At 68.6% G+C, this 12,026-nt stretch carries 11 protein-coding genes; 2 read left to right on the plus strand and 9 right to left on the minus strand.

Annotated features, from left to right (window positions below; translation table 11 throughout):
• Positions 1–51 precede the first annotated feature (51 nt).
• From OHT21_RS16335 to OHT21_RS16355, 5 genes are all read right to left on the minus strand, one after another.
• On the minus strand, positions 52–1,008 hold the full coding sequence (locus tag OHT21_RS16335) for an MvdC/MvdD family ATP grasp protein (RefSeq protein WP_328769049.1): 957 nt from the start codon (positions 1,006–1,008) through the stop codon (positions 52–54).
• Positions 1,009–1,022: 14 nt separating this feature from the next.
• On the minus strand, positions 1,023–1,214 hold the full coding sequence (gene tgmA, locus OHT21_RS16340) for a putative ATP-grasp-modified RiPP (RefSeq protein ID WP_328769050.1): 192 nt from the start codon (positions 1,212–1,214) through the stop codon (positions 1,023–1,025).
• 238 nt (positions 1,215–1,452) lie between these two features.
• Complete coding sequence (locus OHT21_RS16345) at positions 1,453–4,302, minus strand: glycosyl hydrolase family 95 catalytic domain-containing protein (protein WP_443050376.1); 2,850 nt, start codon at positions 4,300–4,302, stop codon at positions 1,453–1,455.
• A gap of 182 nt (positions 4,303–4,484) precedes the next feature.
• Positions 4,485–4,874 (minus strand): VOC family protein, encoded by a 390-nt coding sequence (locus OHT21_RS16350; RefSeq protein WP_328769051.1) that lies wholly within the window; start codon positions 4,872–4,874, stop codon positions 4,485–4,487.
• A 178-nt stretch (positions 4,875–5,052) separates the two neighbouring features.
• Positions 5,053–6,096: an NAD(P)-dependent alcohol dehydrogenase gene (locus OHT21_RS16355; protein ID WP_328769052.1), complete on the minus strand. Its 1,044-nt coding sequence runs from the start codon at positions 6,094–6,096 to the stop codon at positions 5,053–5,055.
• Between the two features lie 186 nt (positions 6,097–6,282).
• Between OHT21_RS16355 and OHT21_RS16360 the strand changes: the two genes are divergently transcribed.
• The gene (locus tag OHT21_RS16360; RefSeq protein ID WP_328769053.1) at positions 6,283–7,194 is read left to right on the plus strand and encodes a helix-turn-helix domain-containing protein; all 912 of its coding nucleotides are present in this window, start codon (positions 6,283–6,285) and stop codon (positions 7,192–7,194) included.
• Between the two features lie 27 nt (positions 7,195–7,221).
• On the opposite strand, the gene OHT21_RS16365 is transcribed toward OHT21_RS16360, so the two are convergent.
• Positions 7,222–7,992, minus strand: a complete 771-nt coding sequence (locus OHT21_RS16365; RefSeq protein ID WP_328769054.1) for a group II truncated hemoglobin — start codon at positions 7,990–7,992, stop codon at positions 7,222–7,224.
• Positions 7,993–8,116: 124 nt separating this feature from the next.
• Positions 8,117–9,370: a L,D-transpeptidase gene (locus OHT21_RS16370; protein WP_328769055.1), complete on the minus strand. Its 1,254-nt coding sequence runs from the start codon at positions 9,368–9,370 to the stop codon at positions 8,117–8,119.
• 400 nt (positions 9,371–9,770) lie between these two features.
• On the opposite strand from OHT21_RS16370, the gene OHT21_RS16375 reads away from it, so the two are divergent.
• On the plus strand, positions 9,771–10,091 hold the full coding sequence (locus OHT21_RS16375) for an LPXTG cell wall anchor domain-containing protein (RefSeq protein ID WP_328769056.1): 321 nt from the start codon (positions 9,771–9,773) through the stop codon (positions 10,089–10,091).
• Positions 10,092–10,194: 103 nt separating this feature from the next.
• On the opposite strand, the gene OHT21_RS16380 is transcribed toward OHT21_RS16375, so the two are convergent.
• Together OHT21_RS16380 and OHT21_RS16385 are read right to left on the minus strand one after the other, a co-directional pair.
• Positions 10,195–11,499, minus strand: a complete 1,305-nt coding sequence (locus tag OHT21_RS16380) for a DEAD/DEAH box helicase (protein WP_443050377.1) — start codon at positions 11,497–11,499, stop codon at positions 10,195–10,197.
• A gap of 310 nt (positions 11,500–11,809) precedes the next feature.
• Positions 11,810–12,013 (minus strand): cold-shock protein, encoded by a 204-nt coding sequence (locus OHT21_RS16385; RefSeq protein ID WP_005483357.1) that lies wholly within the window; start codon positions 12,011–12,013, stop codon positions 11,810–11,812.
• Positions 12,014–12,026 lie beyond the last annotated feature (13 nt).

Below are 12,026 nucleotides of genomic sequence, written 5' to 3' on the forward strand. Positions count from 1 at the left end.
TTAGACAGACAAGGACGCTACCTGCCGAGTCGACCCGTTGGGGCGGGCACCTCACCAATAGCTCTGGGGAACACCGCGATCCGCCTTGCGCTGCGACAGCCACAGGGCGACCGTCTCTGAGATGGGCTGCCCGGTCTCCAGTTCGACAAAGCCGAACTGGCCGCTTTGATTGCACTCGAGGAACCACCAGATGCCGTCCTCGTCCTCGGCGAAGTCGAAGGCGGCGTACGCCAGTCCGGCAAGGGCGACGTACTCGTGCACCGGCTTGCCGACGCGTTCGGGCACCGGAACCGCCTGCCAGGTGTGCTCGGTGTCGCCGTAGCGCCCGTCGACCTGGTCCGGCTCGGCCGTCTTCCGTGCGGCGAACAGCCGGGTGCCGACACAGGTCAGACGAATGTCGGCACGCTTGCGTACGTACCGCTGCAGCAGCGCGGGACCGGACGCGACGGCGGTGAAGTCCGCGTCGGGTCCGATCAGGGTGGTGGGCAGGGCGAGCCCGGGGTCACCGGGCGGCGGCCCCGAAGCGGACTTCACGACCACGTCCCGGTGCGCCTCGGCGAACTGCCGTGCCAGGCGCGGGGAGGTGGTGAATACAGTCGGTGGTACGGCAAAGCCGCTGAGGTGAGCCACCCTCAACTGCCATGGCTTCAGGCGGGCTTGATCGGCGTTGCACGGATGGTTCATCCAGCGCGCAGCGGCGGAGTGGAGCATTCCGAACAGCGCCTGACGGGTCTCGGCGGTCAACCACGCCGAGGGGTGTGCCGCGTGCGCGGCCGGTTCGCCGGGCCTGCGCACCCATACGGAGCGCAGGCCTCCCATGCTGAGCACCTGCCCGTTCTTCGACAGGTGGCCGTCGAAGTCGCCATGGGCGAAGTCGGCCGACAACACGGCTTTGTCCGGCAGGTCGGCGGGGTCCAGCCGCATCATGGGGGTCCCCATCTCGTGCAGCTTGGCCACCACCATGTCGGCGGTCACGTCCCCCTCGGACGTGAGGATGAGCACGGTCATTCGGTTACGGGGCGTCAGTCGTCGAAGTGCGTCGCGGAACCGGCGGTGGACGTCGTCGTGCCGAGCGCCAGAAGGAGCTCCGGGTCGCTGACGGCCGGGCGTCCGTCCGGTAGCACGTTCAGTTGGCGCGACGCGTCGAAGCGATACGGCGTCACCACGGGAGGAAGCCCGATGGGAACGGCGTAGTTGAGAGTGAACGGTCGCACGCGAAGCCTCCACGGTATGGCGTTGTCTGTGTGCAATTCCTTACGAGAGGAACGCGTAAGGAATTCATCACTTTCCGCCATATCAGGGTGAAGGCCGTCACATCACAGGCACCTCGTTCGCCTCCCCTCGCCTCGTTCGCCTCCCCTCGTCTCATTCGCCTCCTCTCGCCTCGTTCGCCTCCTCTCGCCTCGTTCGCCTCCTCTCGCCTCCCTTTGGCGCTTCCCTCGCCCTTCCCCCCTACCGCTTCAGGGAGAGCGCGAAGACGTGCGCCCTGGCTGCCCCCGGAGGAGCGGTCAGCGTGACGGCGACCAGTTGCCTGTTCGCGTCGAGTGCGATGGCCTGGTGGAAGACTGCCGCCTTGAGGTCCAGCGGCCCGGTGCGCGTATGGATCTGTCTGGTGGTCACCGCCGCCGTCTCTCCGGACTCGGGGCCGGACGCCAGCCAGTGGGTGAGCCCGAACGACGCGGCCTCGGTGGTTCCGTCGGCGTAGCGGAGCACAGCCGACACGGTCACGCTCGCCGTGTCGCCCGCGCCGAGCACGTGCAGCTTGGTGTACGCGCCCTGCGGTACGGCGATCTCCTGCCCGGCGGCCACCACGTTGTTCTTCGTTCCCTCGCTGCCGTTGGTGAAGGAGAAGGCGATCCCCTGGTCCGTCGTCTGCCCGGTCTGAGGCAGCTGGGCCATGGGGTACGTACGCCCGGCGCCGTCGAAGTCCCCGTCGCCGTAGTACATCTCGGTGGTGATGCCGTCGTTGTCGTAGTACGCCGTCAGGTCGACCTGGGTGATGCTGCCGTTCTGCGGCAGCTCCGGCAGTCCCCACCGTTCGGCCGGCTCGGTCACCCTCACGGGGGCGACGCGCAGGTCGGGGCGCGAGCCCGCCGGGTACATCACCGCTTCCGCGCCGCGGTCCAGGTCCAGCTCGACCACGCCGTCGCCCAGGTCGCGCCAGGCGGGGGCGGGGCCACTGACCCCGGCGACCGTGAGCCGTCCGGTCATCGAGTGGCGCACCCGGCACGGCTGCCCGGCGAGGCTGTGGACCCGCACCCAGCGCGTCGTGCCGCCCCGGCGGACGGCGCTGATGAGGAACGCCCCCTGGGTGCGGAAGTCGTGCAGCGTGACGTCCTGCCATGTCCGCGGGACGGCGGGAAAGATCCGTATCGTGTCGCCCCAGCTCTGGCAGAGCATGTCGTGCAGGCTCTGCGCGGCGGACAGCGGTGTCTCGACGACCGGCCCCGCCTCGTAGTACATGGTGTTGGGCTGTACGAACCGGGCGATCAGGTCCCGCAGATACGTCCGCGCGTCGTCGCCGCGGCCCATCTGGGCGGAGATCGAGGCGGCCCCCGTGAAGCTGTAGCCGCGCAGAGCGCCCTCGAAGCCGATCCAGTGCGTCAGCGACCGTTCGATCAGGTCACGGTGCTCGGGCTGCTCCCAGTTGACGAGGTAGAGCGGGTAGACGGAGAGCATGTGGGAGTAGTGCCGGTGCGACTTCGCGAACGGCACACCGGCTCCGATCATGAAGCCGTTCTCGTCCACCGGATGGTCGGTGAGCCGCTCCAGCACGTCGCGCCACTTGGTCGCCAGGTCGTCCCGTACGCCCAGCAGGTCGATGCTCTGAAGCAGGGTCGCGCAGCTCCAGCGCAGCAGGGCCAGGTCGTAGTTGCAGTCGGGGGCGTTGCCGTACTCGGGCGAGTGGGTCGTCGGCAGGTGCAGGCGCCCGTCCTCACCCTCATACAGGAAGTGCAGGTAGTAGTTGACGGCTCGGCGCAGCAGCGGGTACAGGACGTCCTCGAGAACGCCGCGGTCCATCGTGTGACGGTAGGTCAGCCAGACGTTGTGCAGCGCCCAGGGCAGGTTGCCGACCTCCGGAGTGGTGCTGACGCCGGGGATGGTGACGGTGCCGCTGGTGTCGCAGTTGGCGTCGGTGGCGCGGCGCACGCCCGCCGAGTCGGCCCGGTACTCGGGACGCAGGGCCCCGATCAAGGTGTCGGTGTGCTCGGCGAGGGTGCGTGGGACGGCGTCCAGTTCCAGATGGTTGGAGCCGTGCACCGCCCAGTACTCCAACTGGACGTTGAGGTTCCACCACACTGCGGGCCAGGGGGTTGGTTCCAGCCAGGGACCGGTGGTCGCCATGACGGGCGCGTGCTCGCGAGCGGCGGAGGCAAGCTTGTAGAGCTGGATCCAGTAGAAGCTCTGCAGCATCCCGTCGGGGACGGAGATGAAGCTCTTGCGGTAGAAGCGGTGCCACCACTCGCGGTGGGTACGCACCAGGCTGGAGACGGGCAGCGCGGACGCCTTGCGGACGGCCGATCTCGCACGGCCTTCGGCGTCGGTGCCGGGGTGAGAATGGGCAACGGCCAGGACGTACGCGCGTACGTCACCGAGTGTGCGTTCCCGGTAGGCCGTGGCGGTCTGGCCACCCGCGACCAGCGACTGGACGACGACTCCCGTGCCGTCCTGCTCCCGCGTGGTCACCGGATCGGGGTTGGGCTCCATTCCGGCCGGAGGGTTCTCCCGCACGATGCGCGGGCTGACGGCCGGCGAGGGGACGAACTCCCAGCGGAAATCGCGCTCGCCCGCACTCGCACGCGCGGTGATCAGCAGCAGCGTACGGTCGTTGTGGACCAGCGCGCGCAGTTCGATGCTGCCCTTGTCTGTGGTGACCGTACCGCTGACCTCGGCGTTCCACAGGTCCAGGCGCAGGTCGGCGCCGGTGATGGTCCCGACGGGACGCAAGCGGAGATTGCCGACGGGAAGGCGGGCCACACCCCAGTTGTGGCCGAACTGCGGCCGGTGGTCTTGGACTTCGCTGTGGTGCACGGTGAAGCGCAGGGCTTTCGCCCCGGGCTCCTGGTAGACGATCGAGCCGAGCAGTCCGTTGCCGAGGAACGGCCCCTCGTACCAGGCGCGCGGCACCCGCTTCCACACCAGGTCCTGTCCGGAGAGGAACTCCTGCCACTCACGGTCGGTACGCATGCCCGTGAGGACCGCGGGAGCGGCCGCCGCTCCGGGCTGGGCGGCGGCCGCTCCGGCGACACCCACTCCCGTCGCCACTCCTGTTGCCGCTCCCGTCGCGGCGCCGGCGGCCATACGGCCGAGAAATCCCCGTCTGCTGACTCCCATCATCGATCTCCGATCAATTGATTGATCCGATGAATCGGCTACGCGGGAGCGTAGGAAGTGTCCAATGATGCGTCAACAGCGCGTCATCTGAGGGAGGAGGATGGGACTTCATCCGATGAATTGAGGGTCGCCCCTGTCGGAACGTTGCGTTACGACGGGTCTCCGCTCCCGTAAGGCCGCGTCAGAATCTCCAGGTTGTGGCCGTTCGGGTCGTCGAAGTAGGTGCCGCGGCCGCCGTCGTTCCTGTTGATCTCGTTGACGCGGCGGTGGAACGGGTCCGCCCAGTACGTCAGACCAGCGGCCCGGATTCGGGCGAAGATCGCGTCGAAGTCGTCCTCCGAGACCAGGAACGCGTAGTGCTGCGGAGTGATGGGGTCGTCGGCGTCGGCGTAGTCGAGGGTGACGCCGTTGGGGATCTGGACCGGGATGAACGGGCCGAAGGGCGAGCTCACCTCCAGACCCAGGATGTCGGCGAGGAACTGGGCCGAGGCCTTCTTGTCGTGGGCGGCGACGATGGTGTGGTTCAGCTCGACAGTCATCGTGCGGACCTCCTCAACTCGCTATTCAGCGACATTTCCACACTAAACGGCAGCCCTGTGCCCCTTAAGGGGCACAGGGCTGCTCAAGGGGCACAGGGCTGCGACATATGCGGCTCCGCCGCGCGGGCCCGACCAGCCACATCGGGCCCGCACATTTCGCGCAGCGCTCCCCGCGGAGCTAGATCGTCGCGGTGTCGATCACGAAGCGGTAGCGCACATCGCTGCTCTGCACCCGCTCGTACGCCTCGTTGATCTCGGACGCGCCGATCAGCTCGATCTCCGCGCCGATGCCGTGCTCCGCGCAGAAGTCCAGCATCTCCTGGGTCTCCCGGATGCCGCCGATGGCGGAGCCGGCGAGGGTCTTGCGGCCCATGATCAACGAGAAGAGGTTGACGGAGACCGGCTCCTCGGGGGCGCCGACATTCGCCAGGGCGCCGTCCGTGCGCAGCAGGGACAGGAACGCGTCGAAGTCGAGCGGGGCCGAGACCGTCGAGACGATGAGGTCGAAGGTGCCGGCCAGCTCCTGGAAGGTCTTCGGGTCGCTGGTGGCGTAGTAGTGGTCGGCGCCCAGCTTCAGGCCGTCCTCCTGCTTGCGCAGGGACTGCGAGAGGACCGTGACCTCGGCGCCGAGTGCGTGCGCGATCTTGACGGCCATGTGACCGAGTCCGCCCATGCCGACGACGGCGACCTTCTTGCCGGGGCCGGCGTTCCAGTGCTTTAGGGGCGAGTACGTGGTGATGCCGGCGCAGAGCAGCGGCGCGGCCACGTCGAGGGACAGGCCGTTGGGGATGCGGACGACGTAGTTCTCGTCGACGACGATCTTCTCGGCGTAGCCGCCGTAGGTGGGCTCGCCGTCCTTGTCGAGGGCGTTGTACGTGCCGATCATGCCGCCGCCGGTGCAGTACTGCTCCTGACCGGCCTTGCAGTTGTCGCACTCGCGGCAGGAGTCGACCATGCAGCCGACGCCCACGCGGTCGCCGACCTGGTACTTGGTCACGCCGGGGCCGACCTCGGAGACGACGCCCGCGATCTCGTGACCGGGGACCATCGGAAAGATCGCCTCGCCCCAGCCCTCCTGCACCTGGTGGATGTCGGAGTGACAGATGCCGGCGAACTTGATGTCGATCAGCACATCGAACTCGCGGACCGCGCGGCGCTCGATGGTGGTGCGCTCCAGCGGAGCCTTGGCGGCGGGTGCGGCGTACGCAGCAACAGTGGTCATGCCGGGGGTTCTCCTAGCGGGGGTTTCGTGCCCGGCTGCCTTCTTTCCGTCCGGGCACGTCGTCCAGCCTGCCGGAGCGCCCAGCGTTTACCCAGGTCACGGCTTTGCGTACGTTCGCTGGTCCTACTACTGGCGGGGACAGGCTCGTGTGCGTACGACCACACGCCGACCGTGAATACTGGACGCATGGACGCACAGCCCCACCCCGACCACGAGCCCGGCACGGGCCTGGACCGCCGCGCCGAGCTCAGCGAGTTCCTGCGCACCCGGCGCGCCCGGCTGAAGCCGGAGGACGTCGGGCTGCCGGACTTCGGGCGGCACCGCCGGGTGCCGGGGCTGCGCCGCGAGGAGCTCGCGCAGCTCGCCGGGGTGTCCGTGGCGTACTACACGCGCCTGGAGCAGGGCAACGGGCGCAACGTCTCGGCGGAGGTCCTGGACTCCATCGCCCGCGCCCTGCGCCTGACTGACGCCGAGCATGCGCATCTGACCCACCTGGCGAAGCCCAAGCAGCACAAGAAGAAGCCGGCCGCACCGACCCAGCACATACGGGCCGCGCTGCGGCAGCTGCTGGACTCGATCGACGGTGTCCCGGCGTACATCGTGGGGCGCCGCTCGGACATCCTGGCCTGGAACCGGATGGCCGCGGCACTCTTCGGCGACTGGTCGGAGCTGCCGCCGCAGGAGCGGAACTGGGCGCGGCTGGTGTTCCTGAACCCCGCGTCCCGCGAGCTGTTCGTGGAGTGGGACCAGAAGCAGGCCGACATGGTCAGCTTTCTGCGCATGGACGCCGGCTGCCACCCCGACGACCCGCGGCTGTCCGCCCTGGTCGGCGAACTCTCCCTCAAGAGCGAGGAGTTCAGGCGGCTGTGGGCCAGGCACGACGTCAAGGAGAAGAGCCACGGCGTCAAGCGCCTGCGCCACCCGCTCGTCGGCGACCTGACGCTGTCCTTCGAGACGTTCCACATGGCCGACGACGCCCAGCAGTCGCTGATCACCTACCACGCGGAGCCGGGATCGCCGTCGGCAGAGGCCCTGCGCCTGCTGGCGAGCTGGGGCAGGGACGCCACGCACGCGGGCCGGACCGCTCCCCAGGCGTAGCACCCGGCCGCAGCAGCCGCTGAAGTCCTACGGCCGGTACGGCGGAGCCGCTCCCCATGTCCACTTCGGCACCGGCTGCTCCGCCGGAGGCTTCGCGTCCGGGCCCGAGAAGTACACCGCGAGCCGCGTCCCCCACTCCGCGTACGCGACGAAGGCCGAGCGGAACTCAGCGTCGGTCGGGAGGCCCGCCTCGTCCGCCGCGTCCTGGAGGAGATTGACCCAGCGGCGGCGCTGTACCTCGGTGATGCCCTTGCCGAGGTGCTTGGCGACCATGTGACCGTGGCCGCCCTGCGTCTCGGAGTAGGCCGCCGGGCCGCCGAAGACCTCGCCGAGCCAGAGCGCGACATGCGAGGCGTGTTCGGGGGCGAGACCGGCGAAGACGGGGGCCAGGACGTCGTCCCGTAGCACCTTGTCGTAGAAGACCTCGGTGAGCCGGGAGAAGGCCTCGGCGCCGCCCGCCCAGGCGTACAGCGTCGGCACGGCCGCGCCCGCGCCGCGTACGGTGGTCGGCTTGTAGTGGCGCATCTCCTCGATGTCGCCCACGTACGGCCGGATCTCGGCGAGGAAGTCGGAGAACAGCTCCGACTTCCGGAAGCCCTCGAGGTGATCCTCGGACGAGGTCCAGGTGATCCGCAGGATGAAGTGCTCGAAGTCCTCCTCGCAGCGTGCCAGTTCGTAGTCGACGCACTGCGGGGCCGCGGCGAGATGGGCGGCGGCACGGGTGTAGGCGGCCAGGAACTCGGCCGACTGCTGCTCGGGGATGCGATACCGGATGTACTCGACGGTGTGGGCGGTCATGCCCTCCACAGAAACACGAACGGCCCGCCGGGACCATGAGGTCCCGGCAGGCCATCGTCTGCCTACGCCCACCGCGTACAAACCGGACGCGTCACATCCGCGCCACCGTCCGCGAAACGGGCCGTCAGAGCGCCGAACCGGCCTTCCACTCGGCCCAGTCCATGTTCCAGCCGTTGAGGCCGTTGTCCGGAGCGATCTGCTTGTCGCCGGTGTTCTGCACCACGACGACGTCACCGATCATCGAGTTGTTGTAGAACCAGGCGCCCTCGGTGTTCGGGTCGTCCGCACCCTTGCTGTCGTTCAGACCGACACAGCCGTGGCTGGTGTTGACGTTGCCGAAGACGTCGTCGGCACCCCAGTAGTTGCCGTGGATGAAGGTGCCGGAGGTCGACAGGCGCATGGCGTGCGGTACGTCCTCGATGTCGTACTCGCCCTTGCCGTCGTCGTCGGTGAAGCCGACCGTCGCGCCGTTCATCCGGGTCTCCTTGAACTTCTCGGAGATCACCATCTGGCCCTCGTACGTCTTGTTCTCGGGCGAACCGGCGGAGATCGGAATGGTCTTGATGGTCTTGCCGTCGCGCATGACCTTCATCTGCTTGGTCTTGGCGTCGACGACCGAGACCTGGTTGCGGCCGATCGTGAAGGAGACCGTCTTCTGCTGGACGCCGGTGACGCCTTCCGCGCCCTCGACGCCGTCCAGGGCCAGCTTGAGGGTGACCTTGGAGCCGCTCTTCCAGTACTCGTCGGGGCGGCAGTCCATGCGCTGGGTGCTGAACCAGTGGCAGGCGACCTCCTGGCCGCTGCTGGAGGTGACCGTGATCCCCTTCTGCACGGCCTCCTTGTTGGTGATCTCCTTGTCGAAGTTGATCGAGACCGGCATACCGACGCCGACCGTGGAGCCGTCGTCGGGCGTGAAGGTGCCGATGAAGCTGTTGGACGGGGAGACGGTCGTGAACGAGGCGTTCTCGTGGGCGGCGCGGCCCTCGGAGTCCTCGGCGGCGACCGCGAGCTTGTACGTGGTGGACCGCTCCAGCTGAACGCTGGGGGACCAGCTCTTCTTGTCGGCCGATATCTCGCCTTCGACGGCGTCGCCGGCCGAGGTCTTCATGGTGACGTCGGTGAGCGTGCCCTTGCTCACGGTGACCTTGGCGGCGTTGTTGATGGAGGCGTTGTCGGTGCCGTCCTTCGGGGTGATCTTGATTTCGGCGTCGGAACTCTTCTCGGCCGCCGCCTCGTCGACCTTGGACTGCGAGGTGCCGTCCCCCTCGGCGCCGGACTTGCCGTCGTCGCCGCTCCCGCTGCACGCAGAGAGCACCAGCACCCCTCCGAGCAGTGCGGACGCGACCGTCAGGCCTTTGCGCCGCTTACTGTTCGTCATCACACGCTTCTCCATCGTTGCCGAATGCCCAAGACACCTGAGAATCCCCGTAACTTCTAGAAACGCCAGAACCGATGCATCCCGTTCCACATATGTCGCCGGTGTGGGGCACACCACGTCGGTACGTCGTCGTACGACTGGTGCGGGTGTCGGTCAGCGCTCCCCCTGAGACGACAGAACCCGGCCTCCGGTTGCGGTCGTCCACCGCGACATCATCCTCGCCCGGGCACCGATCCGGCGAATCGGGGGCGCGGTGTGCTCCGTCACTGCACCGACTTCACGCCATCACGGCCATCGATCGTGCGACTCCCAGGTACCGTGACTTTCCTGAGACCCGCATCTTTCATTAGCATCGGTCCTCACGGCCAATTCGCCTGCACCGCAAGGGGATCGATACTCCGTGTCCGCCGCTCGTCGATCGCTGCTGACCGCCACCGCCGCGGGCACCCTCCTGGGTGCCCTGTGGTTCGTCCCGTCCGCCAATGCGACGTGGGACGGTCCCGCGGCGGAGACCAGAGCAGAGCGGACCTCGACGATCACGAACGCCGAGCCCGCCTCCTCCAACGACTCGGCTTCCACCGACCAGTCCACCCAAACGCAACTCGCCGACACCGGCGCCTTCGACACGACCCCGTACTTGGTCGGCGGCACGCTGTTCCTGGGCCTGGGGGCGGGCTTCGTCGTGTATTCGGTACGACGGGAGCGGGGCGGGGCTTTCTGAGCGCCCCGCAGGGGCGCGGGGCTGTGTCAAATTGCGGCTCCGCCGCGCGGGCGCGACCAGCCACGACGGACTCGCAGCCCGGAACTGCCCTCCAACGCGGCGCCTAGCCGCGGCTGCGCGGACGCGGCCCGCCTCTCCTGGCTCCACCACCCCTGCGCGGCCGAGACTTCGCCTGGGGCTGGACGGCGGGCGCCGGGACCTCGATGACCACCGGCACGCCGGACGGCTCCCTGGCGCCGGTGATCCGCGACAGCTCTTCGTCGCCCGACTTGACCCGTACCGTCCGCGGACTGATCCCCGCGTCCGACATCAGCCGGGTCATCTCGCGCTTCTGCTCCGGCAGGACCAGGGTGACCACGCTGCCGGACTCGCCCGCGCGGGCGGTACGGCCGCCGCGGTGCAGGTAGTCCTTGTGGTCGGTCGGCGGGTCGACGTTCACGACGAGGTCGAGGTCGTCGACATGGATGCCGCGGGCCGCGACGTTCGTGGCGACCAGGGCGGTGACCTGACCGTTCTTGAACTGGTCGAGGGTGCGGTTGCGTTGGGGCTGTGAGCGACCGCCGTGCAGCGCGGAGGCCCGTACGCCGTTGGCCAGCAGCCGCTTGGTGAAGCGGTCGGCGCCGCGCTTGGTGTCCACGAAGAGGATCACGCGACCGTCGCGGGCCGCGATACGCAGGGCGACGGCCTTCTTGTCGGTCTCGTCGATGACGTGCAGCACATGGTGCTCCATCGTCGTCACCGCACCGGCCGAGGGGTCGACGGAGTGCACCACCGGGTCCGTGAGGAACATCCGTACGAGCTTGTCGATGTTCTTGTCCAGCGTCGCCGAGAACAGCATCCGCTGCCCGCCCGGCTCGACCTGCTTCAGCAGCGCCGTGACCTGCGGCATGAACCCCATGTCGGCCATCTGGTCGGCCTCGTCGAGGACGGTGATCCCGACCCGGGCGAGGCTGCAGTCGCCGCGGTCTATGAGGTCCTTGAGCCGCCCGGGCGTGGCCACGAGGACCTCAGCGCCGCGCCGCAGCGAGCCCGCCTGCCGGCCGATGGACATCCCGCCGACCACGGTGGTGAGCCGCAGGTTGACGGCAGTGGCGTACGGCGTGAGTGCGTCGGTGACCTGCTGGGCGAGCTCTCGCGTGGGCACCAGGACCAGCGCGAGCGGCGCCTTGGGCTCGGCGCGGCGGCCCGAGGTGCGGGCGAGCAGCGCAAGGCCGAAGGCGAGGGTCTTGCCGGAACCGGTCCGGCCGCGGCCCAGAATGTCGCGCCCGGCAAGGGAGTTGGGCAGCGTCGCGCCCTGGATCGGGAAAGGCTCGATGACGCCCTGAGCCGCCAGCGTCTTCGTCAGCGCGGGCGGCATGTCCAGCGCGTCGAAGGACTCGACGGCGGGCAGCGCGGGCGTGACGGTCACCGGCAGCGCGAACTCCTGCGGCGGGGTGGCGGGCGACGACGGCTTTGTGCGTACGTTCCTGGCGCCGCCGTTGGCGGCAGCGGGGGCCCCGCCGCGAGCACCACGGGAACCGCGAGCACCTCGAGAATTCGCCGGCCGTTTACCGGCAGGTCGTTCAGGGCGTTCGAATCGAGTCATGCTGATGGGGAATTCCTTCCTCTGGCAGTCCTGAGAGCTGCGGGCAAAGACCGGCTGGACGCGCGGACGGCACGAGCCGGGGCCCGCACCCGAAGGTGCGGACCCCGGCTCGCTTTGAGCGTGTCCCTAAGAATTAGGCGGGGACGATGTTCTCCGCCTGCGGGCCCTTCTGGCCCTGCGTGACGTCGAAGGTGACCTTCTGGCCCTCTTGCAGCTCACGGAAGCCCGAGGTGGCGATGTTGGAGTAGTGGGCGAACACGTCCGGGCCGCCACCCTCCTGCTCGATGAAGCCGAAGCCCTTTTCCGAGTTGAACCACTTCACGGTGCCTGATGCCATGTGTCATTTCTCC

It is taken from the genome of Streptomyces sp. NBC_00286 (genome assembly GCF_036173125.1).
In the GTDB taxonomy this organism is placed as follows: domain Bacteria; phylum Actinomycetota; class Actinomycetes; order Streptomycetales; family Streptomycetaceae; genus Streptomyces.

What these genes read in the sequence shown, in the direction of transcription:
- OHT21_RS16335 (WP_328769049.1), bottom strand. Translation starts at nt 1,008, where the DNA reads ATGACCGTGCTCATCCTCACGTCCGAGGGGGACGTGACCGCCGACATG.
- OHT21_RS16345 (WP_443050376.1), bottom strand. Translation starts at nt 4,302, where the DNA reads ATGGCCGCCGGCGCCGCGACGGGAGCGGCAACAGGAGTGGCGACGGGA.
- OHT21_RS16350 (WP_328769051.1), bottom strand. Translation starts at nt 4,874, where the DNA reads ATGACTGTCGAGCTGAACCACACCATCGTCGCCGCCCACGACAAGAAG.
- OHT21_RS16355 (WP_328769052.1), bottom strand. Translation starts at nt 6,096, where the DNA reads ATGACCACTGTTGCTGCGTACGCCGCACCCGCCGCCAAGGCTCCGCTG.
- OHT21_RS16360 (WP_328769053.1), top strand. Translation starts at nt 6,283, where the DNA reads ATGGACGCACAGCCCCACCCCGACCACGAGCCCGGCACGGGCCTGGAC.
- OHT21_RS16365 (WP_328769054.1), bottom strand. Translation starts at nt 7,992, where the DNA reads ATGACCGCCCACACCGTCGAGTACATCCGGTATCGCATCCCCGAGCAG.
- OHT21_RS16370 (WP_328769055.1), bottom strand. Translation starts at nt 9,370, where the DNA reads ATGACGAACAGTAAGCGGCGCAAAGGCCTGACGGTCGCGTCCGCACTG.
- OHT21_RS16385 (WP_005483357.1), bottom strand. Translation starts at nt 12,013, where the DNA reads ATGGCATCAGGCACCGTGAAGTGGTTCAACTCGGAAAAGGGCTTCGGC.